Genomic DNA, 23271 nt, shown 5'->3' with positions numbered 1-23271 from the left:
CCGCCGGCCTGCGCGCCGGCTGGAGGTAGCCTGAAAACTGCCTGGGAACAGCTCGGAGCCGGCTGGGAACTGCCCGGACGCGGTGGAAGCGCCCGGGCCACGAGTCAGCGCAGCAGCCGGCGCAGTCCGTCGAGCGCGCCGTCCAGGGTCCGGATCAGCGTACGGAGTTGGGTGTCGGTGAGCCGCCGGTTGTGCACCAGGGCGCGTACCTCGCCGGTGAAGTCGGTGAGTCGACGGTCGAACTCCGCCCCGAGGTCCGCGTCCGGGGGTGGCGGGGCGTGTCGGGTACCGCCCGGTACCGTCCAGCCGCCGTACCGGGTTTCCCTGGTGGCAGCGCGCAGTTCCCGCTTCAGGTCGCGCACCGAGCCGCGTACCTCGGTCTGGATCTCCCCGGCCAGGCTGGAGAGATCGGCCACCGAGGCCTTGATGTCCGATTCGAGATCGGCCAGTTCGGTGTCGCGCTGGCCCAGCTCGGCCCGGCCGGCGTCGGTGATCTCGTAGACCTTGCGCCCGCCGGCCGCGGTGTGGGTGACCAGGCCCTCGACCTCCAGCCGCTGGAGCCGGGGGTAGATCGTGCCGGCGCTGGGCGCGTAGTGGCCGAGGAACCGGTTCTCCAGCAGCCGGATCAACTCGTAGCCGTGCTTCGGTCCGTCGTCGAGCAGCTTGAGCAGGTAGAGCCGGAGCCGCCCGTGACTGAACACCCCGGTCACGCCGCCCCCTCCCGGTCCTCGTCGGCGAACTCGTCGTCGATGTCCACCGGCCGGGCCAGCAGCGCGATGCTGCCCGAGGTGGAGTTGGCCCAGAGCTTGCCCTCGCCGGCACCCAGCACCCCGTGGCTGTCCTTCGACCAGTGCGTGCTGCCGGCGTTGAGCTGCGGGAACGCGCTGGTGATCCGGCCGGAGGTGGTGTGCAGGTGCACCGCCATGTCGCTGTCCGCCCGCACCCGTACGGTCACGCTGCCGGAGGTGGTACTGAGCCGGATCTCGCTGCGCCTCGGGTTGTCGAGGTCGCAGGTGATCGCGCCGGAGACGGTGGTGGCGCGTACGCGAGCAGCGGAGCCGTCGGCGAGGACCAGTTCCCCGGAGACCGTCTCCATGACGAGTTCGCCGGAGACACCGAGTGCCTCGACCGGGCCGGAGATCACCTTGGCGCTGGTTTCACCGGCCAGCCCCATCAGGGTGACCTGTCCGGAGGTGACGTCGACGTGGGTGTGCTCACGGAGTCCGGAGACGAGCACCGCACCGTCGATCAGCCGCAGGTCCGCCACGACGTGCGCCGGTACGGCGATCGACACGTCGACCCGGTAGCGGTGGCCGAGCCACCAGAAGAGCCGCTGCCACTTCCGGGGCCAGTCCTGGCGTACGGAGAGCCGGCCGTCGTGCTGCTCCACGGCGATCAGCGGTCGGGTGCTGGCTCGGGTGATCTCCACCTGGGCGGGACCGTCGGTGGCCATCACGCTGAGCCGGCCGCCGATCAGGTGGACCTCCAGCCGGGTGACCGGTTCATCGAGCGTGATCCGCTGCGGCCCGTCGATCGTCCATCTCGCCATGATCACCCATCCCGTCGCCTGCCCCGTACCCGCACCTCGATCCTAACGCGATACATCGCGACACACCAGCCCCGCCAAGCCCCGCCCACTTGCCGTCGATCTAGGGCAAATGCGTGGTTGGTCCCTGGTCAAACACTGTTCGCCCTAGATCGACGAAACGGGCGGATGGGGCACGGCAGGTGGAGGCGAGTCAGCAGGCAAGGGCGGGGACGGATCAGGCCGCGAGGGAGAGGCCGGTGGGCTCCATCTGGTTCGGTGCGGCCAGCGGAGTGGGGGCGGGATGCGTGTGGGAGCTGTGCGGGCCGGCGAAGCGGACCGCGGACTCGGCGGCCTGGGCCAACCGGCGGCGGGACGCGGACTGCTCCGGGTGCAGGGCCGGCGCGGCGGTCACCGTGACCGAGAGCCCGCGTACGGCGAGGACCCGGCGCAGTGACACCCAGAGGCTGTCCTCACCTAGGAAGGCGGCCGCGGTCGTACCGTCGCGCCCCGGTCCGGTGCGGTAGTTGATGGTCAGCGGCACCACCGGCGCACCGGCGTCGATCGCCGCCTGGAACATCGCCGGCCGGAACCGCCCACCCGCCGGGCAGGCGCCCGCCGCACGGGGTTTGCCGCACCAGGTCGTACCCTCCGGGAAGACCGCGACCACCCGGTCGGACCGCAGCTCCGCGGCCACCTTGGCCACCGTCTGCGGCAGCGCCCGGGGCCGGGTGCGGTTGACGAAGATGGTGCCGCCAGAGGCGGCCAGCGGCCCGATGAGCGGCCACTGCCGTACCTCCTGCTTGGCCAGCATCCGGGCCGGCGACACCGCCAGCGTGGCCATGATGTCCAGCCAGGAGATGTGGTTGGCGGCGAGCAGCGCCCGCCGCCGGGGCAGCCGGCCGCGTACCTGGAGGGTCACGCCCAGGGATCCGAGCACCAGCCGGGCCCACCAGCGGCCGGCGGCCTGGCGACCGGCCGAGGGCAACACCGGAAGTACGGGGACCAGCAGCGCCCCGAACAGCAACGCGCCGAACAGGGCGGTCAGCCGGCCGGCCTGCCGCAGCCGGGACACCGTCGGCGTCTCGCGGGGGCCGGGCAGGCAGTGCGGCCCGCAGGCCGAGCGGGGCTGCCAGAGGGGGTTCATCCGTCTTCTCCGAGTCCGAGGAAGTGGCGCCGGTAGCGGGGGTGCATCCGATCCATCGAGAGCAGTACGTAGAGGTCGGCGACGCCGAAGTCCGGGTCGTACGCGGGCTCCCCGCAGACCCAGGCGCCGAGCCGCAGGTAGCCCTTGAGCAGGGCGGGAACGGCTGCCGGCGGGTTCTCGGTCCGCTCGGCCCGGGCGGCGAGCGCGGCCACCCCGGCGGGTTCGGCCAGCCAGGGCCGGTGTGGGCGTACCCGCAGCGGCGGCGGGGCCATGTTCCGGGCGGAGACTTGCTGCCAGACCGCGGCGGCGTTCGCGCCACCGTCGTCCAGCGGCAGCGAGGCGCAGCCACCCAGCCAACGCAGCCCGCGCAGGTGCAGGTAGCGGGCGATGCCGGCCCACATCAGGTTGATCACCGCTCCGGTGCGGTGGTCCGGGTGCACGCAGGATCGCCCGATCTCCACCAGCTCGTCGCGGAGCGGGGCGAAGGAGGACAGGTCAAACTCGCTCTCCGCGTACCGCCGGCCGGCGCGCAGGGCGCGGTCCGGCGGCAGCATCCGGTACGTCCCGACGACGGCGCCGGTGCTGTCGTCCCGGACGAGCAGGTGGTCGCAGTGCGCGTCGAACTCGTCGGTGTCGAGTCCCTGGACGGCCGAGTGGAGGTTGGCGCCGAGTTCTTCGGCGAAGACGTCGTGGCGCAGCCGCTGTGCGGCGGCGATCTGAGCCGCGTCGTCGGCGATCAGCAGGGTGTAGCCGCTGGTCCCGGTGGGTGCGGGAGCGGTGAGCAGAACAGCCATGGGGTATGTGTAAGGTCGCTGCCCACCGTCGGCGTGTCGCGCACCGGATGCGTGGGTGTCGATCGGGTGAACGGCCCTGTACGGAGTGCGCGCCCGGCGCGTGGCGCCGCCGCGGCATCGATCGTGGCCCGGTACGCCGGCCCAGACCGCCGCGACCGGCCGGCCTCAGCGGCTTGAATACCAGGTGAACAAGACCTTCACGCTGTGAATCGCGACACGGGCCGGATGCGGCAATGCCGGCCGATAGCGTACGGCGTAGCCTGGACAGTGATTTCTGACCCCGGTACCAGGCGGTGGCAGAACCCGCGTGAACCGCAGAACCCGCGTGAAAGAGGCGATCACTGGCCGTGTCGACCCAGCAGACTTCGCAGGAGAACCCACTGGCGGGTTTCGGCCCGAACGAGTGGGTCGTCGAGGAGATGTACCAGCGTTACCTCGCCGACCCCACCAGCGTCGATTCAGCCTGGCACGACTTCTTTGCCGACTACCGTCCGGCAACCGACACGGCTACAGCCGCGGCTGACGGCAACGGGTCGGGTCCGAAGACAGCAGCAGCGGCCAAGCCGGCACCGGGGGTGAAGAAGGAAGCGGCCAGCGTGCCCCCGGCAGCCGCGAAGACCCAGCCGGCGACCGCTCCGGCCGCCGAGCCGAAGCCCGCCGCACCGAAGCCGGCTCCGGCCGAGCCGGCGCCGAAGGCCACCGCCCCGGCCGCCGCCCCGGCCGCCGCCCCGGCGAAGCCGAAGGCCGCACCGGCCCAGCCGCCCGCCGCGGGCAGCAGCACCACCCCGTTGCGCGGTGTCGCGGCGAAGATCGTGCAGAACATGGACGCCTCGCTGTCGGTGCCGACCGCGACCAGCGTGCGCGCGGTGCCGGCGAAGCTCGTGGTCGACAACCGCATCGTGATCAACAACCACCTTGCGCGGGGTCGGGGCGGCAAGGTCAGCTTCACCCACCTGATCGGGTACGCCCTGGTCCGGGCGCTGGCCGAGCACCCCGAGATGAACCACTCGTACGCCGAGGTCGACGGCAAGCCGGTGATGGTCAAGCCGGAGCACGTCAACCTGGGCATCGCGATCGACCTGGCCAAGCCGGACGGCTCGCGCAACCTGGTGGTGCCGTCGATCAAGGCGTGCGAGCAGATGGACTTCCGTCAGTTCTGGCAGGCCTACGAGGACGTCGTCCGCCGGGCCCGCCGCAACGAGCTGACCATGGAGGACTACGGCGGCACGACGATCTCGCTGACCAACCCGGGCGGGATCGGCACCGTGCACTCCCAGCCCCGGCTGATGGTCGGGCAGGGCACGATCATCGGTGTCGGCGCGATGGAGTACCCGGCGCCGTACCAGGGCATGTCCGAGGAGACCCTGGCCGAACTGGCCGTCAGCAAGATCATCACGCTGACCAGCACGTACGACCACCGGATCATCCAGGGCGCCCAGTCCGGCGAGTTCCTGAAGGTCATGCACGAGCTGATCCTGGGCGAGCACGGCTTCTTCGACGAGATCTTCACCTCGCTGCGGATCCCGTACGAGCCGGTGCGCTGGATGCGCGACGTCGCGGTGAGCTCCGAGGGTCAGATCAACAAGACCGCCCGGGTCATCGAGATCATCCACGCGTACCGGGTGCGCGGTCACCTGATGGCCGACACCGACCCGCTCGAGTTCAAGATCCGCAAGCACCCGGACCTGGACGTGCTCCAGCACGGCCTGACCCTCTGGGACCTGGACCGCTACTTCCCGGTCGGCGGCTTCAACGGCAAGCAGAAGATGAAGCTCCGCGAGGTCCTCGGGGTGCTGCGTGACTCCTACTGCCGCCGCGTCGGCGTGGAGTACATGCACATCCAGGACCCGGAGGAGCGGCGCTGGATCCAGGACCGGATCGAGCGGAAATACGAAAAGCCGTCGGCGGACGAGCAGAAGCACGTACTCAACCGGCTGAACGCGGCCGAGGCGTTCGAGACCTTCCTGCAGACCAAGTACGTCGGCCAGAAGCGCTTCTCGCTGGAGGGCGGCGAGTCGCTGATCCCGCTGCTCGGCGAGGTGCTGGAGGCCGCGGCCGAGGGCTCGCTGGACGAGGTCGTCATCGGCATGGCCCACCGGGGCCGGCTGAACGTGCTCGCCAACATCGTCGGCAAGCCGTACGAGAAGATCTTCTCCGAGTTCGAGGGGCACCTCGACCCGCGCTCGACCCAGGGCTCGGGTGACGTGAAGTACCACCTCGGCCAGGCCGGCAAGTTCACCACGCCGGACGGCGAGCACGCGATCAAGGTGTCGGTGACCGCCAACCCCTCGCACCTGGAGGCGGTCGACCCGGTGCTCGAGGGCATCGTCCGGGCCAAGCAGGACCGGATCGACCTGCGCCTGGAGGGCTACACCGTGCTGCCGGTGGCGGTGCACGGCGACGCCGCGTTCGCCGGGCAGGGTGTGGTGGCCGAGACGCTCAACCTGTCGCAGCTGCGGGGCTACCGCACCGGCGGCACCGTGCACGTGGTGGTCAACAACCAGGTCGGCTTCACCACCGCCCCGGAATACTCGCGGTCCAGCCTCTACAGCACCGACGTCGCCCGGATGATCCAGGCGCCGATCTTCCACGTCAACGGGGACGACCCGGAGGCCGTGGTCCGGGTCGCCCGGCTGGCCTTCGAGTACCGCCAGGCGTTCAACAAGGACGTCGTGATCGACATGGTCTGCTACCGGCGGCGCGGTCACAACGAGGGCGACGACCCCTCGATGTCCAACCCGCAGATGTACCAGATCATCGATTCGAAGCGGTCGGTCCGCAAGCTCTACACCGAGGAACTGATCGGGCGCGGGGACATCACCGTCGAGGACGCCGAGGAGTTGCTGCGCGACTTCCAGGCCCAGCTCGAACGGGTCTTCAAGGCCACCCGCGACGCCGCGGTGCCGGGCCGGCAGCCGACCCGCCCGCGCCGCCAGGCCGAGCCGGAGCCGCAGGTGGAAACCGCGATCAGCGCGGACGTGGTGCACGCGATCGGCACGGCGCACACGACGCTGCCCGAGGGCTTCACCCCGCACAAGCGGATCCAGCAGTTGCTCGACCGGCGAGCCAAGATGGCCACCGACGGCAACATCGACTGGGGCTTCGGCGAGATCATCGCGTTCGGTTCGCTGCTGCACGACGGGGTGACCGTCCGGCTCGCCGGACAGGACTCGCGCCGGGGCACGTTCGTCCAGCGGCACGCGGTCATCGTGGACGCGAAGACCGGCCGGGAGCACCTGCCGCTGTCCGCGCTGACGAACGACAAGTCCCGGTTCTTCGTGCACGACTCGCTGCTCAGCGAGTACGCCGCGATGGGCTTCGAGTACGGCTACTCGGTGGAGAACACCGAGGCGCTCGTGCTCTGGGAGGCGCAGTTCGGTGACTTCGCCAACGGCGCCCAGTCGGTGGTGGACGAGTTCATCTCCTCCAGCGAGGTGAAGTGGGGCCAGCAGTCGGCGGTGACGCTGCTGCTGCCGCACGGCCACGAGGGTCAGGGGCCGGACCACACCTCCGGGCGGCCGGAGCGCTTCCTGCAGATGTGCGCCGAGGACAACATGCGGGTGGCGATCCCGACCACCCCGGCGAACCACTTCCACCTGCTGCGCCGCCAGGCGCTGTCGGAGAAGCGCAAGCCGCTGGTGGTCTTCACGCCGAAGTCGCTGCTGCGGCACAAGCTCTGCGTCTCGAACGTCGAGGACTTCACCACCGGCGGTTTCCAGCCGGTGCTGGGCGACCGGACCATCGGCAAGCCGGAGGCGGTCAAGCGGGTGCTGCTCTGCACCGGCAAGATCTACTACGACCTGCTCCAGGCCCGCGACGAGCGCAAGATCACCGACACCGCGATCGTACGGATGGAGCAGCTCTACCCGCTGCCGGTCGAGGAGATCAAGGCGGCCCTGGCCGAGTACCCGAACGCCGAGGACTTCGCCTGGGTGCAGGAGGAGCCGGCCAACCAGGGTGCCTGGTCGTTCGTGGCGCTCAACCTGCTGGAGCACCTCGAAGGCGTACGGCTGCGGCGGATCTCCCGTCCGTCGGCCGCCGCCCCCGCGGTGGGCTCGGCGAAGATGCACGAGGTCGAGCAGGGTGCACTGATCGAGGCGGCACTGCCCCGCCCCTGATCGCCGTACCGCGTTGAGTTGAGACCGGGGCGGATCGAGGTTCACACCTCGATCCGCCCCGGAGTCTGAGAGGACCCACCATGTACTTCACCGACCGGGGTATCGAGGAACTGGTCGAACGCCGGGGCGACGAGAGCGTCACCCTGGAGTGGCTCGGCGAGCGCCTGCGCGACTTCGTCGACCTCAATCCCGAGTTCGAGACGCCGATCGAGCGGTTCGCCACCTGGCTGGCCCGGCTCGACGACGAGGACGACGAGTAGCGACCCGGCACGGCCGGACTGTGTCCGGATAGACCTCCTCCGGAGCGAGCCGGCGGGCTGCCCGATCTTGTAGGTTGAGGGCGTGGCACGCAGTGTCTATATCGCCGGGCTGGGGCACGGCGGCGGCAAGTCGACGATCGCACTCGGGCTGGCCGAACTCCTCTCCCGGCAGGTCGAGCGGATCGGCGTGTTCCGGCCGCTGGTCAGCGGCACCGAAGAGGACCCGATCCTGGCCCTGCTGCGCGAGCGCTACCGGATCGACACCCCCGCCGACGACCTGTACGGCACCACCTACGCCGAGGCGTCCAGGCTGGTCGCCGACGGGCAGCGGGAGGAACTGATCTCCCGGATCGTGGAGCGCTACCGTACGGTCGAACGCGGGTGCCCGGCCGTGGTGGTGGTCGGCAGCGACTTCGACGACGCGGCCGAGGGCGGAACCGGCGGGCTCTCCCGCGAACTCGCCTTCAACGCCCGGCTGGCGACCGAGTTCGGCAGCGTGGTGGTGCCGGTGGTGGACGGCTTCGAGCAGGAGCCGGAGGCGATCGCGGCGGCGGCGCGCAGCGCGTACCACGATCTGGAAGACCTGGGTGCGACCGTACTGGCGGTGGTGGCCAACCGGGTGCCGGTGGCGATGACGCTGCCGGAGCTGCCGGTGCCCGCGTACGCGATTCCCGAGGTGCCGGCCGTGTCGGCGCCGACGGTGGCGGAGGTCGCCACGGCGCTCGGCGCCACCCTGCTCACCGGTGACCGGGCCGCGCTGGAGCGGGACGTGCTCGATTTCGTGGTCGGCGCGGCGCACGTGCCGACCCTGCTCGACCACCTGACCGACGGCGCCCTGATGATCACTCCGGGGGACCGGGCCGACCTGCTGGTGGCCGCCGCCGCGGCGCACGTCGCCGGTCAGGTTTCGGTGGCCGGACTGGTGCTCACTCTCGGCGAACAGCCGGACCCGAGGGTGATGCGGCTGGTGGAGCGGTTGCGTACCGGCCTGGCGGTGCTCTCGGTGCCCGGCGACAGTTACCACACGGTGGCCGCGTCCAGCCGGATCGAGGGCCGACCGAGTGCCGCGAACCCGCGCAAGGTGGAGGCCGCCCTGGGCGCCTTCGAGGCCGCGGTGGACACCCCCGAGTTGGCCCGGCGGCTGCGGGTCGCCCGGTCCGCGCGGGTCACTCCGCTGATGTTCGAGTACGACCTGATCGACCGGGCCCGCGCGGTCCGGCGCCGGCTGGTGCTGCCCGAGGGTACGGACGAACGGATCCTGCGCGCGACCGAGATCCTGCTCCGCCGTCGGGTGGCCGACCTGACCCTGCTCGGCGACCCGGACGAGATCCGCCGGAAGGCCCGTGAGATCGGCGTCGACATCGAGCAGGCCGACCTGGTCGACCCGGTTGCCAGCCCGTGGCGGGACGAGTTCGCCGCCGAGTACGTCCGCCTGCGCGCGCACCGGGGCGCCACCCTGGACCTGGCCCAGGACGTGGTGGCGAGTCCGAACTACTTCGGCACGATGATGGTGCACCAGGGTCGCGCCGACGGCATGGTCTCCGGCGCCACCCACACCACCGCCGCGACGATCCGCCCCGCCTTCGAGATCATCCGTACCGTGCCGGACGTGTCGGTGGCCTCCAGCGTCTTCTTCATGCTGCTGACCGACCGGGTGCTGGTGTACGGCGACTGCGCGGTCAACCCGGACCCGGACGCGACCCAGCTCGCCGACATCGCGCTCTCTTCTGCCGACACCGCCGCCCAGTTCGGGGTCGAACCCCGGCTGGCGATGCTGTCGTACTCGACCGGCGCTTCCGGCGCGGGTGCCGACGTGGAGAAGGTCGCGGCCGCCACCGAACTGGTCCGGGCCCGCCGGCCGGATCTGCTGGTCGAGGGACCGATCCAGTACGACGCCGCGATCGACCCCGCGGTGGCCGCCGCCAAACTCCCCGGCAGTACGGTCGCCGGCCGGGCCACCGTATTCGTCTTCCCCGACCTGAACACCGGCAACAACACGTACAAGGCGGTGCAGCGCTCGGCCGGCGCGGTGGCGGTCGGCCCGGTGATGCAGGGCCTGCGCCGCCCGGTGAACGACCTGTCCCGGGGAGCGACGGTGAAGGACATCGTCAACACGGTGGCGATCACCGCGATCCAGGCTGCGGCAACCGGTGCCACCGAGGTCAAGCCGGACGGGGTGTAGTCATGAGCCGGATCCTCGTGGTCAACTCCGGTTCTTCGTCGCTGAAGTACCGCCTCTACGACGGTGTCGACGCCGACGACGAGACACCGGTGGCCGGTGGCGACGGGCCGGTGGTGCTCGCCCAGGGCACGGTGGAGCGGATCGGCGAGCCGGGCGGCGGGCCGGCGAACCACGAGAGTGCGGTCCGGCAGGTGCTGGACCGGATCGACCTGACCGGTCTGACCGGGGTCGGGCACCGGGTGGTGCACGGTGGGCAGCGGTTCGCCGAGCCGACCCTGGTCGACGACGAGGTGTTCGGGGAGATCACCGACCTGGTGCCGCTGGCCCCGCTGCACAACCCGGCGAACCTGACCGGGATCGCGGTGACCCGACAACTGCTGCCCGGTGTGCCGCAGGTGGCCGTCTTCGACACCGCGTTCCACCGCACCCTGCCCGAGGCCGCCGCCACGTACGCGATCGACACGGAGACCGCCCACCGGTACGGCATCCGCCGATACGGCTTCCACGGCACCTCACACGCGTACGTCTCCCGGCGTACCGCCATGCTGCTCGGCCGGCCGTACGGGCAGGTCAACACGATCACGCTGCACCTGGGCAACGGGGCGAGCGCGTGCGCGGTCGCCGGTGGCCGCAGCGTCGCCACCTCGATGGGGATGGCGCCGCTGGAGGGCCTGGTGATGGGTACCCGCAGCGGTGACCTGGATCCGACCGTCGTGCTCCAGCTCCAGCGGGTCGCCGGCCTGTCCGTCGACGAGATCGACGACCTGCTCAACCACCGCAGCGGCCTGCTCGGGCTCACCGGTGCGAACGACATGCGCGAGGTGCTGCGCCGCCGGGCGGCCGGCGACCCGGCCGCGGAGCTGGCTTTCCAGGTCTACTGCCAGCGGATCCGGTTCTACGTCGGCGGTTACTACGCGCTGCTCGGCCGGCTCGACGCGATCACCTTCACGGCCGGTGTGGGCGAACACGCCGCCCCCGTCCGCGCCGCCGCCCTGGAAAACCTGACCCACCTGGGCATAACCATCGACCCGGACCGCAACAACAACCAGTCCGGGGACCGCCCCATCTCCCCCGACACCTCCCCCACCCCCGTCTACGTGATAGCCACCAACGAGGAACTAGAGATAGCCCACCAAACCACCCGCCTCCTCACCCCCCGCCCTCCCGGTTGATCATGAAGTTGGCGCGCTCGGCATCGGCGTGTCGTCGCGCCAACTTCATGATCAACGAGGCGGTGGGGTCAGAAGGCTAGCCAGGCGATTAGGGCGAGGACTACCACTGCGGCGATGGCTGCGCCGATGATCAGGGGTAGGTTCGGCGACGGCTTGGCGGCCGCGGCGGGCGGTTCGGCGGACGGGTGCGCGAAGGCACGGAACGCCTCGGTGTTGCCACTGGGGTCCTGGTAACTGTCAGGCATGCCGAAGACCATAGCGAACAGCCGCTGGAAGTCGGTCGAGTGCTGGCGACGAGGGCGCTCGGGTCCGTACTGAACCGGGTGAATCCCACCGTAATCGGCTGGGGTACCCGGATCTTCGAGAACCACCGGGCGTAGCCGGGCGACGCGCCGGGTTACGCCCCGCGACCCGTACCGCCACCGCGTGGCCCGTCCGGCGGCGCTGCGGCCACCGAGGTGGCTGGCCAACATCGACCGGCTGGCCGCCGTACCACAGCCGGAAGGGTGGCCGCGTACGGCGGAGCGGACGCTTACGGTCAATGTGGTGCGCGGAAACGACCGTGGATCGGGTCTGTCATCCCGCCCGGTCGCACACGCACACCGGTCGCGGGCGGGCGGTCGCCGCCCCGGGGCGCGTGTGCACCGCACCGCAACCCGCCGAGCGCCGGAGAGAACGTACGCGGTCGGCGTGCGTACGCTCACTCCCGGCCGCGGTACCGCCCGCCCGCTCTCCCACGCGCGACGCCGCCCCTGGACAGGGCCACCGCCTCCCCCGTGAACGAAAGCATCGCGGGCCCGTGCGTAAACACGGGCCCGCGATGGGGGGTGGCGCGGGTAGAGCTACGGGACCACCGGCTTGCGGTTGTCCACCCAGACGTTGCTTGCCTTGTCCCAGCTGATCCCGGCTTGGCCGGGACGGGCCACCACACCGAAGCGGTAGTTCCGGCCGAAGACGTTCTGCCGGAACTGGATGTTGGTGCCCTTGAGGTCGTCGCGGATCCCGATCGAGTAGTTACCGCCGTTGCAGTAGTTCTGCTCGAAGGTCAGGTTGTTCACGCTCGGCCCGGTGGTCGAGCCGATCATGATGCAGGCGTTGAACGGATCCCCCGTCGTCGGGTTGTACGTCTCCAGCGAATTGCCGCGTACCACGATGTTCGAGGCGCCGGTGGTCTGCAACGCGTCGTTGTGCGAGCCGCTGGTCCGGGCGAGGTGGTGGATCCAGGAGTTCTCGATCACCGTGTTGCTGCCCAGGCGCGGGCCGTCGATCGTGTTGGTGATCTCCACCCGGCGCAGCGTGTAGTCGCCGCAGCAGACGGCCGCGGAGTTCTTGGCCTGGCCGTTGATCTCGACGTCCTCGACCAGCAGGTTGGCCGCGCCACCGAGGGTCCTGATCGAGTAGAGGCCGCCGCAGCTGATCCGCGACTTCCGCAGGATCACGTTCTTGGCGGTGACGGTCACGCAGCCCTTGATGTCGAGTCCGGTGAAGACCTGGCCGTCCTTGGTCGCGTTGATCGAGCCGGAGGCCTTGAGCGTGGTGCCGGCCGGTACGCCGGTGGTGTCCGGGCCGGGGAACGATTCCGGGATGCGGCCGGCGACCTCGCGCGGCGGCGGTGCGCTGGCGGCGGGCGGTGCGGTGGTACGGCTGGCGCTGGGGCGGGCGCTGGGGGTGGCGGTCGACTCCGACGGCGGCGGTTCGGGGTTCGGTCCGATCTCGGCTCCGGCGTTCACCGCCTTGCCGTTCCAGGTCGACTCGACAATCGTCGCGGGGGCGGAGTCGGAATACATGAAGCCGTTGCGGCAGCCGAAGATCTGCACCCGCCGGGCGGTGTAGTTGCCGAAGACCAGGCCATTGGTACGGGCCGAACCGCAATGAATCTTGGTGTCCTCGACCACGGTGCCGGAAAAACCGTCGAAAACCCGCAACGCGTGTGATGCCCCGCCGTAGCGGATCGTCGAATTCTTGATCGTGACGTTGTTCGCCCGTACGTGTATGTAGCCGTTGACCACGGCGCCGTCGATCACGGTGCCGTCCTTGTAGACCGCCATCGAACCGTCACGGCTGCCCGCGACGGCCACCCCGATGCCGGCAACGGCAATAACAAGGGTCGTCAAAATTACCAACAATGAACGCGGCCGGCGGCTAAATAACTTATGCCCGCCTCGCGAGGATCGTGATGCTTGTTCATTATCTGTGTGCGCCGCCGAGAACCTCAAGATCTAACCCCTTCGACCTACATATAGTCCGCAATCAGCAGAGCAGAACCGCATGACTGTACCGCGCACTCAAGGTGACCATGGGGTATCACAAGGAGATCGGAAACCGAACCTTTAGTTTTCCTAAAGGGGGCCTTTCCCAAGGCTTATCTCCGCTTTTCAGGGGCCTTATGCCGCTCGTTTGCCCTGCTTTGCCCAGGGAGAAAGGTCCGGATTTCCAAATCGCGGGGTCGCGCGTGTTCGGCCCGCTACCCTGGGCGAAAGGTGGGGCATCGCCGTCCGAAGCGGACGGTCGGCTCACCGGGTGTGGTCGAGCACCACCTTGCCGAACACCTCGCCCGACTGCAGCCGGGCGAACGCGTCGGCCACCTGGGAGAACCCGTAGACCGAGTCGACCACCGGACGGATCCCCCGGTCGGCACAGAACGCGAGCAGCTCGGCCAATTCGGCGGGCGTACCCATCGAGGTGCCGAGGATCTCCAACTGCAGCGCGAACACCCGACGCAGGTTCACCTTCGGCTCGTGACCCGAGGTCGCCCCCGACACCACGATCCGGGCGCCCGGCCTGGCGGACTTCATCGAGTGGTCGAACGTCGCCGCGCCGACCGTCTCGATCACCACGTCGACCCGCTCCGGCAGCCGGGCTCCGGGAGCCACCGCCGTCGCACCGAGCGCGGCGATCCGGTCCCGCTTGGCGGCGTCGCGGCTGGTCGCGTACACCCGCTTGCCCATCGCCACCGCGAGCACCACGGCGGCGGTCGCCACCCCGCCCCCGGCGCCCTGGACCAGCACCGCGTCACCCTCGTCGACCCGCCCCCGGTCGGTGAGCATCCGGTACGCGGTCAGCCAGGCCGTCGGCAGGCAGGCCACGTCGGTGAGCGAGAGCCCCGCCGGTACGGGCACCAGGTTCCCCCTCGGCACCGCGACCCGCTCGGCCAGCGTGCCCTGGAACTTCTCCGACAGGATCGACACGCCACGGGGGTCGGCCGGGTCCAGCACCACCGGGTAGACGAGCACCTCGTTGCCGTCCGGGTCGATGCCGGCGGCATCGCAGCCGAGGATCATCGGCAACTGCTCCGCGCTCAGCCCGACCCCGACCAGCGACCACAGGTCGTGCCGGTTGAGGGAGCTGGCCCTGACCTCCACGGTCACCCAGTCGTCGGCCGGGTGCACCGGCTCCGGACGATCACCGACGGTGAGCGCGGCGAGCGGATTGTCGGCATCGAACGTGGAGGCGAAGGCAGCACGCATGATCCGCACGCTAACAGCGCCGGCCCACCACCGGAACCGCCCCGCCCGCGCCGCCCCCACCGCCCGGCCCCCTGACCAGCCATCACGCGAAGCGATCCCGGAGATGGCCAAGGGTCCCTCCCTACCCGCGAAGCGATAGGAAGGGACCCCTTGGGCACACTCAGGCGCGGGCGACGCCGTCGCGGCGGGCAGCGTCCAGGACCGCCTCGGCGACCGCCGGGGCGACCCGCGGGTCGAGCGGCGACGGGACGATCGCGTCCGCGGTCAGGTTCTCGGCGACCACCGCGGCGATCGCGTCGGCGGCGGCCACCTTCATGCCGTCGGTGATCCGGGTGGCCCGCGCGTCGAGCGCGCCCCGGAAGATCCCGGGGAAGGCGAGCACGTTGTTGATCTGGTTCGGGAAGTCGCTGCGGCCGGTGGCGACCACCGCGACGTGCCGGCCCGCGACGTCCGGGTGCACCTCCGGGGTGGGGTTGGCCAGGGCGAAGACGATGCCGCCCGACGCCATGCCGGCGATCGCCGCCTCCGGGATCTGGCCGCCGGAGACACCGATCAGCACGTCGGCGTCGTGCAGCGCGGCGGTGATGTCACCCTGCCGGCGCGCGGAGTTGGTGAACCCGGCCAGCTCCGCCTTGACCTGGGTGAGCCCGTCGCGTTCCGGGTGCAGGATGCCGCGCGAGTCGCAGACCACGATGTCGTCGGGGTTGACCCCGCCCGCGGCCAGCATCCTGGTCACCGCGACGCCGGCCGCGCCCGCGCCGCTGATCACCACCCGCAGGTCGCCGAGCTTGCGGTTGAGCAACGTGGCCGCGTTGCGCAGGGCGGCGAGCACCACGATCGCGGTGCCGTGCTGGTCGTCGTGGAAGACCGGGATCGGCAGCGTCTCCTCCAGCCGGCGCTCGATCTCGAAGCAGCGGGGTGCGCTGATGTCCTCCAGGTTGATCCCGCCGAACGACGGGGCCAGCGCGGTCACCACCGAGATGATCTCTTCCACGTCCTGCGTGTCCAGGCAGATCGGCACCGCGTCGACGCCGCCGAACTGCTTGAACAGCACCGCCTTGCCCTCCATCACCGGCATCGCCGCGCGGGGACCGATGTTGCCCAGCCCGAGTACGGCCGAGCCGTCGGTCACCACGGCCACCGTGTGCGAGACCCAGGTGTAGTCGTCGACCAGTGCCGGGTCGGCCGCGATCGCCTCGCAGACCCGGGCAACCCCGGGGGTGTACGCGAGCGACAGGTCTTCCCGACTGGTCAGCGGTACCGTCGAGGCCACCGCCAGCTTGCCGCCTCGGTGCAGTTCGAAAACCGGATCAGCATGATCCACAGAAGACGATGACATGGGAACTCCAGGATTCGTCGAGCAGTTGGACCCAACCGGCTCGACGCGAGGTCGGCGAAAGACCGGCGGTGCGGTGCGGGGGGTCACCCAGGCACGGCCAATGAGCATACTGTCGTCTGTTTACCGTACCTGTGAGCAGGGTCATACCGAGTGGTAACCGAACCTCCGCAGGCGCGGCCAGTACCGCAGCACCACCCGACCGAGCACATCGGCCACTCCGTACGCTCGGGAGTCGTCCGTGATCAGCGGATTGTCACCGTGCAGCCACCAGCCGCCGTCCTCGGCGCGCACCACCCGCTTGACCACAACCAGGTCGGGGCGGCTGCGGAAGATCGCGACGACCACGTCACCGGGCCGGACGGCGCGACCACGGCGCCGTACCAGCACCGCGTCGCCGTGACGCAGCGTCGGCACCATGGACGGACCGACCACGAGTACGGCGAACAGCCCACGCCCCGACGGCACCGGCCGGTCCGGTCGATTTCCCGCTGGTCCCATCCGCACCAGGTTTCACCTCCCCGCCCCTGGGGACGTAAGTCAGGAGTAATGTCGTCTCGGATCATCGCAAACATCCCACGGAGGGCCTTGATGCGACTTCCACGCATCCTCACACCACGTTTCGTCGCGCACGCCCACTGCGACCTGCCTTGCGGGGTCTACGACCCGGCTCAGGCTCGGATTGAGGCCGAGTCCGTAAAGGCGATCTGCGAGAAGTACCAGGCCAACACGGACCCGGAGTTCCGGACCCGTGCCCTGATCATCAAGGAACAGCGCGCTGAGCTGGTCAAGCACCACCTGTGGGTGCTCTGGACCGACTACTTCAAGCCGCCGCACTTCGAGAAGTACCCGAACCTGCACTCGCTGTTCAACGAGGCCACCAAGCTGGCCGGTGGCGGCGGCGGCGCCAAGGCGTCGACCGACCCGGCCAAGGCCGACGAACTGCTGCAGAAGATCGACGAGATCTCGAAGATCTTCTGGGAGACCAAGCAGGCGTGAGCTCCACTGTTTCCACCGGCCGGCCACAAGCCGACCGGGGGGACGCGAGTCCCCCACCCGCGATTCGGCCGGCGCGTCCCTCGGACGTGCCGGCCATCGTCGCGATGGTGCACGAGCTGGCCGACTACGAGCGCGCCCCCGACGAGTGCCACCTCACCGAGGAGCAGCTACACGCGGCTCTCTTCGCCGAGCAGCCGGCGCTGTTCGGCCATGTCGCGCTCGACGCCGACGGTGAGCCGCTCGGTTTCGCGCTCTGGTTCCTCAACTTCTCCACCTGGCGCGGCGTACACGGGATCTACCTGGAGGACCTCTACGTCCGGCCGGCGGCCCGGGGCACCGGTACGGGCCGAAGGCTGCTCGCCACCCTGGCCGCCGTCTGCGTCGAGCGCGGTTACCAGCGGCTGGACTGGTGGGTGCTCGACTGGAACCCGGCCCGCGAGTTCTACCACTCGATCGGTGCCGCCGCGATGGACGAGTGGCTGCCGTACCGGCTTACCGGCGCAGCGCTGACCGATCTCGCCCGGCACGCCGACTGACGACTCCCGATCCCCCCGCCGGCAGCCATCCTGCCGGCGATGAGTGCTGCCCGCAGACCTAGATGCAGGTCGTCGCACACTATCGATCGATCACCAACTGTTGATAGCTGGTTTACCCGGTGCTGCGACGGGATGTCCACTTAGCGCCATGTCGCCTCTGCGGCACCGCCGATACGGGACCGGCGAAATATTCCAGCCACAGACTCCGAGCTGTCGCCATTTCTATGGCGGTCCGCTGAACCTGAGGAGTCTGGGACATGTCCACCCCCCTGCGTCGTACGGCCGCCGGCTTGGTGGCCGTACTCGCGATCACCGCCGCCGGTACCCCACCGGCATCGGCCGCGCCATCGACGGCCGTACCGCCGGGAGCGGCGCCGAGCCTGTCGACCGGCGGCTCGTCCAAGGTCACCCTGATCACCGGTGACGTCGTCGAGGTCGCCCCGGCCGGCGGTGGCCGGTACGCCGCCTCGGTCCACCCCGCCCCCGGCCGGGAGGGGATCACCTTCCACACCGTCGAGGTCGACGGCGGGATGCGGGTGCTGCCCAGCGACGTCGTCCCGTACGTCTCCGCGGGCACCCTGGACGCGGACCTGTTCGACGTCGAGGAGCTGATCGCCGACGGTTACGGCGACGGTTCGGCGGCCAACCTGCCGCTCATCGTCCGGTACCGGGACCCCGGCGCCGCCAGCACGGCCCGCGCCCTCGCCGGCACCACCGCCGCCCGCCCGCTGGCCAGCATCGGCGGTGCCGCACTGACCGCCCGCAAGGACTCGCTGGCCGGCTTCTGGCAGGCCGCCGCACCCGCGACGACCGCACCCGGCGCCCGGTCGACCGGCTCCGGTACACCCGCGTTCGGCAACGGGATCAGCCAGATCTGGCTCGACGGCAAGGTCCACCCGGTGCTCGACCGGAGTACCGCCCAGATCGGCGCGCCCGCCGCCTGGCAGGCCGGCTTCGACGGCACCGGGGTCAAGGTAGCCGTGCTCGACACCGGCATCGACCAGACCCACCCCGACATCGCCGGCAAGGTGGCGCTCGCGCAGAACTTCTCCGACAGCGCCGACACCACCGACCACTTCGGCCACGGCACCCACGTGGCGGCGACCGTGGCCGGCACCGGCGCCGGGTCCGGCGGCACCCGCAAGGGGGTGGCCCCGGGCGCGAGCCTGCTGGTCGGCAAGGTGCTCGGCGACGACGGCAGCGGCTACGAGTCGTGGATCATCTCCGGCATGGAGTGGGCCGCCGACCAGGGCGCGGCGGTCATCAACATGAGCCTCGGCGGTGGTGGAACCGACGGCAGTGACCCGATGAGCCAAGCGGTCGACCGGATCACCGCCGAGGACGGCACCCTGTTCGTGATCGCCGCCGGCAACGAGGGCGCGGACTACACCGTCGGTTCGCCCGGTGTCGCCCCGTCGGCGCTGACCGTCGGCGCGGTGGACCGGGACGAGTCGCTGGCCGAGTTCTCCAGCCGGGGCCCGCGCCTCGGTGACGAGGGCCTGAAGCCGGAGATCACCGCTCCGGGTGTGGACATCGTCGCCGCCCGTGCCACCGGCACCACCATGGGTACGCCGGTCGACGACCTCTACACGGCCGCGTCCGGCACCTCGATGGCCACCCCGCACGTGGCGGGTGCGGCCGTACTCCTGGCCCAGCAGCACCCCGACTGGTCGCCGGCACGACTGAAGAACGCACTGGTCAGCACGGCCCGTACGAACAGGGAACTGTCGGTGTTCGCCGAGGGTGCCGGTCGGGTGGACGTGGCCCGTGCGGTGAGCCAGCGGGTGTTCGCCACCGGGGTGGCCGACTTCGGGCTGCACACGGGCGCCGGACCGGACACCGCGCCGGTCAGCCGGACGGTGACGTACACCAACGACGGGACGGCGCCGGTGACGCTCACGCTCGCCGTGGACGTGTCGAACCTCGGCACCAAGGCCCCGCAGAACGGTGCCGTCACCACCGGCAGCGGCACGGTCACCGTACCGGCCGGCGGGTCGGTGGACGTACCGGTCACGGTCGACCTGGCCAAGCTCGCCCCCGGCCAGTACGGCGGCTGGGTCACCGCGACCGGGCCGGGTGGCGTACTCGTCACGACGGCGCTGGCGGTCACCTCGGAGGGGCCCCGGCACACGGTGACCCTGCGGGCGGTGGATCGCGCCGGCAAGCCGGTGGCGGTGCCGTTCGTCCTGCTCCAGGGCGACAGCAGCCGCTCGGACTTCCTCGGTTTCCTGTGGGAGGGCACGACCCAGCAGGTGCAGCTCGAGGAGGGCAGCTACCTGCTGAACGCGCTGATCTCCGACGGCGGTGTGCAGAACGAGCAGGCGACCGCGATCGTCGACCCGGAGTTGCGGGTCGACCGGGACATCGAGGTGCTGCTCGACGCCCGCAAGGGCACCCCGATCCGGATCGAGACGCCCAAGCCGTCCGAGCAGCAGGCGGTGCTGAGCTACTACGTGCACCGGGTGACCGGCACCGGCCGGCAGATGGACGTCGGGACGATGCATTTCAGCACCGTCCAGCAGGTCAACGTCACCCCGACGAAGCGGGTCTCCAGTGGGAAGTTCGAGTTCTCCTCCCGCTGGCAGCTCGTCGCGCCGATGGTGCAGGCCAAGGTCGACGGGGTGTCCGGTCCGCTGGACATCAACCTGACCGGGCAGTCCCCGGCGTACGCCGGCAAGCGTGAGTTCCCGCTGGTCTACGCCGGCCGGGGTACGCCGGCCGAACTGGCGGCGGCGAAGGTACGCGGCGCCGCGGTCCTGATCCGCTCGGCGAACGAGCCGGGTGGCGAGGAGGCGCCGAGCGAGGGCGAGGTGACCGCTGCCGCGGCTGCCGCCGGTGCGGCGGTGACCCTGATGGTCCGCCCGGCGGACTGGTCGGCCTGGACGGTGTGGCGGCCGACCGGTGACCGGGAGGCGATCCCGATGCTGGCTGTGACGGCCGACGCCGGGGAGAAGCTGATCGCCCGCGCGGCCAAGGGCCGGGCCAAGTTGGAGCTGACCCTGACCACCTCCAGCCCCTACCTGTACGACGTCCAGCATGTCGAGACCGGCCGGGTTCCGGACCGGATCGTCTACCGGGTGACCGAAGCCAACTCGGTACGGATCACCTCCAGTTACGCCGACAACGGCGGTATCCCTTGGCAGAAGGAGCAGCGATTCGGATGGCGCCCCTGGCAGACGTTTTCGTGGAACGACTCGTCCCGCTTCGTCGAGACCCCGAAGGTCCGCGAGGAGTGGGTGACCAGCGGGGACTCACTGTGGCAGCACCGGGTGGCGCACGACTGGCCGTGGAACGACTTCGGTGCGCTGGCGAATGGGATGACCGAGCCGCCCACTTCCTACCGTGCCGGTAGGTCGCAGGAGAGCTGGATCGCCCCGGTGGTCCGGCCGGCGTCGCCGGCCGGGGTGCCGGAGCTGGTCTCCACCCGCACCGGGAACGCGTTCGCGCTGCGGGTGCCCGAGTTCGTCGACTCCGACGGCCACTTCACCATCGGTGAGGCGACGCAGGTCGAGGCGAAGCTGTGGCGCAACGGCAAGCTGCTGGCCGAGTTGCCGAACGCGCGCCAGGATGTCACCACCACCGGCCCGGAGGCTCGGTACCGGTTGGCGTTGACCACCCAACGCGACGGCGAGGAGTGGAGCTGGGGTACCCGTACCGAGACGGTGTGGGACTTCCGCTCCGGTCAGCAGTCCGGTGACCGGGCCAGGCCGCTGCCGCTGTTGCAGGTCGACTACGCGGCGCCGGTGGACGCGAACGGCCGGGCGAGCGACCGGCAGCACACGCTCGGTCTGAGCCTGCGCAGCCAGGACGGTCTGTCGGCGCCGCGCGGCACCGAGCTGGCCGTCGACGTGTCGTTCGACGAGGGACGCACCTGGAAGAAGGCGCGGGTGTCCGGGGACGGCACGGACTACCGGGCGACGATCCCGGCCGGCAGGGGCACGGTGTCGCTGCGGGTCAAGGCCACCGACCGGTCCGGCAACGCGGTCACCCAGACCGTGATCCGGGCGTACGGCCTGCGCTGAGGCCCGTCGGGCGGGGCGACTGGTCCCGTCGCCCCGCCCGACGCTCAGAGCCAGCCCCGACGGGCGGCCTGGAACGCCAGGCCGGTACGGGTGTCCACCCCGGCGAGCAGCATCAACCGCTCCAGCCGGCGTTGCACCGTACGGCGGCTGACGCCGAGTTGCGACGCGATCGACTTGTCGGGGAAGCCGGCCACGAACAGCGACAGCAGGAAACGTTCGCTCCCGTCCAGCACCTCGTCGACACCGGATTCGGTGGCCACGGTCAGCTCTCCTCCGGTGCCACCGGGCTCGCTGTCCCAACGGATCGGGCTGGCCCGGTCCCAGTGGCTCTCGAAGAGGGCGAACAGCGCGTCGAGCAGTTCACTGCGCCGGATCAGGGCGGCGGTCGGCTCGCCGATCCCCTGGTGGTCGTCGGGTACGAGCGGGCAGATCGCGGTGGAGCGGTCGGCGATGGCGAGCCGGACCGGCAGCGCCGGCAGCGTACGGGCCTCCTCGCCGCCGCGTACGCTCTCGGCGATGCTGTCCAGTTCGCCGGGCATTTCCAGCAGCGCCCGTTCGTAGATCGCCCGGTACCGTACGCCTCTGGTCAGGGCGGTCGACTCTTCGGAGTTCTCCGGTCCGGACATGGCCAGCGGGTTGGCCCGGCAGAACCAGAGGATTTCCTCGCGGGCGGAGTTTTGCAGGTCCCGGAGCTGTTCCCGTAGCGCGGCGGCACCGACGACCACCTCCACCAGGTGGTCGGCGTTGCGGCGGCGGTCGCTGGCCCGGTATTCCTCGGTGAGCGCGGCAACCGCCTGGCGCGCGGTTTCCAGCGACTCCTGCCGGCGCAGCAGGGTGTTGCCGAGGGCGACGTCCGGCGGCAGGGGTTCGAACACCGGCTCGGGGCCGGGTCGGGCGACCGCGAGTCCCTTGCTGCGCAACGCTTCCAGCAGTCCGGCCGCCTCGGTCACCGGCAGCGCGGCCAACCCGGCCAGGTCGGCGGGACTGGCTGCGGAGAGCCGCAGGAGCAGCCGGTACGCCCGCTCCTCCGCGGCCCCCAGCAGCCCGGTGTCGTCGAACATCACGTGCCTCCCCTGCCACCACACCAGGTCGAACTCTACGAACCCCGCGGTCGCCCGGCACGCCCGTACGGGCGCCGCAGTGATCATTCGACGCCGGATCCGGCGGCACGGATCCACCGATGGAGAAATTTATTGATCACAAATCGGGGTGGTTGGTTCCTCAGTTGCCGGCCGGGACGGTGGTGAACTGTGCCGCGTACGCCTCGCCGGGGGCGATGGGGGTGATGACGTCGACCAGTACGCCATCGGGGGCGGCGACGATGAAGTGCCGCTTGCCGAAGTCCTCGCTGCGCAGGGAGAGTTCCTCGGTGAGCCCGGCTTCGTGCACCAGCCGCCGGTGTTCGGCGTCCACGTCGGTCACCTCGAAGTTGAGGATCAGCCCCTGGACCGGTCGGCGGTAGCCGTCGGGCAGCGTCTCGTGGGTGTGGAGGCGCTGGAGTCGCTGGCCAGGGCCGGGGTGATCGCCCCGCAGCCGGTCCAGCCGCTGGCCCGGCTGCTGTCCGGGGCGATGAACGAGGCCGCGCTCTGGCTGGCCCAGTCCACCGACCCGGCGGCACCGGACGCCACGATGGCAGCCCTGGAACGCCTGCTCGACGGACTCCGCCACCCGGCCTGACCCGTTTCGACATCGCCGGCCTCAACGCGCTCGGCT

General features: G+C 70.6%; 19 protein-coding genes. 8 read left to right on the top strand and 11 right to left on the bottom strand.

Going from position 1 to position 23271, the window contains the following annotated elements; translation table 11 throughout:
• Nucleotides 1-104 precede the first annotated feature (104 nt).
• The 4 genes from AB0J90_RS07350 to AB0J90_RS07335 all read right to left on the bottom strand — a co-directional run bounded on the left by AB0J90_RS07350 (nucleotide 105) and on the right by AB0J90_RS07335 (nucleotide 3466).
• A complete protein-coding gene (locus AB0J90_RS07350) occupies nucleotides 105-710 on the bottom strand; it encodes a PadR family transcriptional regulator (RefSeq protein WP_363593144.1) in 606 nt (201 codons plus the stop codon).
• Entirely contained in the window at nucleotides 707-1549 is an 843-nt protein-coding gene (locus AB0J90_RS07345) for a DUF4097 family beta strand repeat-containing protein (protein WP_363593142.1), read from the bottom strand. Before AB0J90_RS07345 ends, AB0J90_RS07350 begins: the two co-directional genes overlap by 4 nt.
• 214 nt (nucleotides 1550-1763) lie before the next feature.
• Nucleotides 1764-2672, bottom strand: a complete 909-nt coding sequence (locus AB0J90_RS07340; protein ID WP_363593140.1) for a lysophospholipid acyltransferase family protein — start codon at nucleotides 2670-2672, stop codon at nucleotides 1764-1766.
• Entirely contained in the window at nucleotides 2669-3466 is a 798-nt protein-coding gene (locus AB0J90_RS07335; protein WP_363593138.1) for a GNAT family N-acyltransferase, read from the bottom strand. The genes AB0J90_RS07340 and AB0J90_RS07335 overlap by 4 nt, the downstream gene beginning before the upstream one ends.
• A gap of 347 nt (nucleotides 3467-3813) precedes the next feature.
• Between AB0J90_RS07335 and AB0J90_RS07330 the strand changes: the two genes are divergently transcribed.
• The 4 genes from AB0J90_RS07330 (at nucleotide 3814) to AB0J90_RS07315 (ending at nucleotide 11198) form a co-directional block, all read left to right on the top strand.
• Nucleotides 3814-7584, top strand: a complete 3771-nt coding sequence (locus AB0J90_RS07330) for a multifunctional oxoglutarate decarboxylase/oxoglutarate dehydrogenase thiamine pyrophosphate-binding subunit/dihydrolipoyllysine-residue succinyltransferase subunit (RefSeq protein WP_363593136.1) — start codon at nucleotides 3814-3816, stop codon at nucleotides 7582-7584.
• A gap of 80 nt (nucleotides 7585-7664) precedes the next feature.
• On the top strand, nucleotides 7665-7844 hold the full coding sequence (locus AB0J90_RS07325; RefSeq protein ID WP_121156858.1) for a DUF6104 family protein: 180 nt from the start codon (nucleotides 7665-7667) through the stop codon (nucleotides 7842-7844).
• Between the two features lie 82 nt (nucleotides 7845-7926).
• Entirely contained in the window at nucleotides 7927-10026 is a 2100-nt protein-coding gene (pta, locus tag AB0J90_RS07320; RefSeq protein ID WP_363593134.1) for a phosphate acetyltransferase, read from the top strand.
• A 2-nt stretch (nucleotides 10027-10028) separates the two neighbouring features.
• Nucleotides 10029-11198, top strand: coding sequence for an acetate kinase (locus tag AB0J90_RS07315; RefSeq protein WP_363593132.1), 1170 nt, complete (start codon nucleotides 10029-10031; stop codon nucleotides 11196-11198).
• 68 nt (nucleotides 11199-11266) lie between these two features.
• Here the strand turns inward: AB0J90_RS07315 and AB0J90_RS07310 are convergent, their stop codons facing one another.
• From AB0J90_RS07310 to AB0J90_RS07290, 5 genes are all read right to left on the bottom strand, one after another.
• Entirely contained in the window at nucleotides 11267-11443 is a 177-nt protein-coding gene (locus AB0J90_RS07310) for a hypothetical protein (protein WP_363593130.1), read from the bottom strand.
• A 597-nt stretch (nucleotides 11444-12040) separates the two neighbouring features.
• Nucleotides 12041-13312, bottom strand: a complete 1272-nt coding sequence (locus AB0J90_RS07305) for a hypothetical protein (RefSeq protein ID WP_363593128.1) — start codon at nucleotides 13310-13312, stop codon at nucleotides 12041-12043.
• 399 nt (nucleotides 13313-13711) lie between these two features.
• The gene (locus tag AB0J90_RS07300) at nucleotides 13712-14674 is read right to left on the bottom strand and encodes a zinc-binding dehydrogenase (protein WP_363593126.1); all 963 of its coding nucleotides are present in this window, start codon (nucleotides 14672-14674) and stop codon (nucleotides 13712-13714) included.
• Nucleotides 14675-14825: 151 nt separating this feature from the next.
• Entirely contained in the window at nucleotides 14826-16004 is a 1179-nt protein-coding gene (locus AB0J90_RS07295; protein WP_363593124.1) for an NADP-dependent malic enzyme, read from the bottom strand.
• 141 nt (nucleotides 16005-16145) lie between these two features.
• Nucleotides 16146-16502: a S24/S26 family peptidase gene (locus tag AB0J90_RS07290; protein ID WP_363593657.1), complete on the bottom strand. Its 357-nt coding sequence runs from the start codon at nucleotides 16500-16502 to the stop codon at nucleotides 16146-16148.
• Nucleotides 16503-16592: 90 nt separating this feature from the next.
• Between AB0J90_RS07290 and sodN the strand changes: the two genes are divergently transcribed.
• From sodN to AB0J90_RS07275, 3 genes are all read left to right on the top strand, one after another.
• Nucleotides 16593-17000, top strand: a complete 408-nt coding sequence (gene sodN, locus AB0J90_RS07285; RefSeq protein ID WP_326562730.1) for a superoxide dismutase, Ni — start codon at nucleotides 16593-16595, stop codon at nucleotides 16998-17000.
• Nucleotides 17001-17104: 104 nt separating this feature from the next.
• A complete protein-coding gene (locus AB0J90_RS07280; protein WP_363593655.1) occupies nucleotides 17105-17536 on the top strand; it encodes a GNAT family N-acetyltransferase in 432 nt (143 codons plus the stop codon).
• A gap of 257 nt (nucleotides 17537-17793) precedes the next feature.
• Nucleotides 17794-21558, top strand: a complete 3765-nt coding sequence (locus AB0J90_RS07275; protein ID WP_363593122.1) for a S8 family serine peptidase — start codon at nucleotides 17794-17796, stop codon at nucleotides 21556-21558.
• Between the two features lie 44 nt (nucleotides 21559-21602).
• Here AB0J90_RS07275 and AB0J90_RS07270 read toward each other — a convergent pair whose 3' ends face one another.
• Together AB0J90_RS07270 and AB0J90_RS07265 are read right to left on the bottom strand one after the other, a co-directional pair.
• A complete protein-coding gene (locus AB0J90_RS07270) occupies nucleotides 21603-22619 on the bottom strand; it encodes a TrmB family transcriptional regulator (protein ID WP_363593120.1) in 1017 nt (338 codons plus the stop codon).
• A gap of 160 nt (nucleotides 22620-22779) precedes the next feature.
• Nucleotides 22780-22980 carry a hypothetical protein gene (locus AB0J90_RS07265; RefSeq protein WP_363593118.1) on the bottom strand — a complete coding sequence of 67 codons (201 nt, stop codon included), beginning with the start codon at nucleotides 22978-22980 and terminating at the stop codon, nucleotides 22780-22782.
• A 57-nt stretch (nucleotides 22981-23037) separates the two neighbouring features.
• Here AB0J90_RS07265 and AB0J90_RS07260 point away from each other — a divergent pair, with 57 nt between their 5' ends.
• Nucleotides 23038-23235 (top strand): hypothetical protein, encoded by a 198-nt coding sequence (locus AB0J90_RS07260; RefSeq protein ID WP_363593116.1) that lies wholly within the window; start codon nucleotides 23038-23040, stop codon nucleotides 23233-23235.
• The last annotated feature ends 36 nt before the right edge of the window (nucleotides 23236-23271 follow it).

This window comes from Micromonospora sp. NPDC049523 (assembly GCF_040676775.1).
Classification (GTDB): Bacteria; Actinomycetota; Actinomycetes; order Mycobacteriales; family Micromonosporaceae; genus Micromonospora_G.
Note: the sequence above shows the minus strand (reverse complement) of the source record. Positions and strands in the feature narration are given on the sequence as shown.

Bases quoted from the DNA above. Each gene is read 5' to 3' on its own strand.
- AB0J90_RS07345 (WP_363593142.1), bottom strand. From the start codon at position 1,549: ATGGCGAGATGGACGATCGACGGGCCGCAGCGGATCACGCTCGATGAA.
- AB0J90_RS07290 (WP_363593657.1), bottom strand. From the start codon at position 16,502: ATGGGACCAGCGGGAAATCGACCGGACCGGCCGGTGCCGTCGGGGCGT.
- sodN (WP_326562730.1), top strand. From the start codon at position 16,593: ATGCGACTTCCACGCATCCTCACACCACGTTTCGTCGCGCACGCCCAC.
- AB0J90_RS07295 (WP_363593124.1), bottom strand. From the start codon at position 16,004: ATGTCATCGTCTTCTGTGGATCATGCTGATCCGGTTTTCGAACTGCAC.
- AB0J90_RS07275 (WP_363593122.1), top strand. From the start codon at position 17,794: ATGTCCACCCCCCTGCGTCGTACGGCCGCCGGCTTGGTGGCCGTACTC.
- AB0J90_RS07270 (WP_363593120.1), bottom strand. From the start codon at position 22,619: ATGTTCGACGACACCGGGCTGCTGGGGGCCGCGGAGGAGCGGGCGTAC.
- AB0J90_RS07310 (WP_363593130.1), bottom strand. From the start codon at position 11,443: ATGCCTGACAGTTACCAGGACCCCAGTGGCAACACCGAGGCGTTCCGT.
- AB0J90_RS07335 (WP_363593138.1), bottom strand. From the start codon at position 3,466: ATGGCTGTTCTGCTCACCGCTCCCGCACCCACCGGGACCAGCGGCTAC.
- AB0J90_RS07280 (WP_363593655.1), top strand. From the start codon at position 17,105: ATGGTGCACGAGCTGGCCGACTACGAGCGCGCCCCCGACGAGTGCCAC.
- AB0J90_RS07315 (WP_363593132.1), top strand. From the start codon at position 10,029: ATGAGCCGGATCCTCGTGGTCAACTCCGGTTCTTCGTCGCTGAAGTAC.
- AB0J90_RS07325 (WP_121156858.1), top strand. From the start codon at position 7,665: ATGTACTTCACCGACCGGGGTATCGAGGAACTGGTCGAACGCCGGGGC.
- AB0J90_RS07340 (WP_363593140.1), bottom strand. From the start codon at position 2,672: ATGAACCCCCTCTGGCAGCCCCGCTCGGCCTGCGGGCCGCACTGCCTG.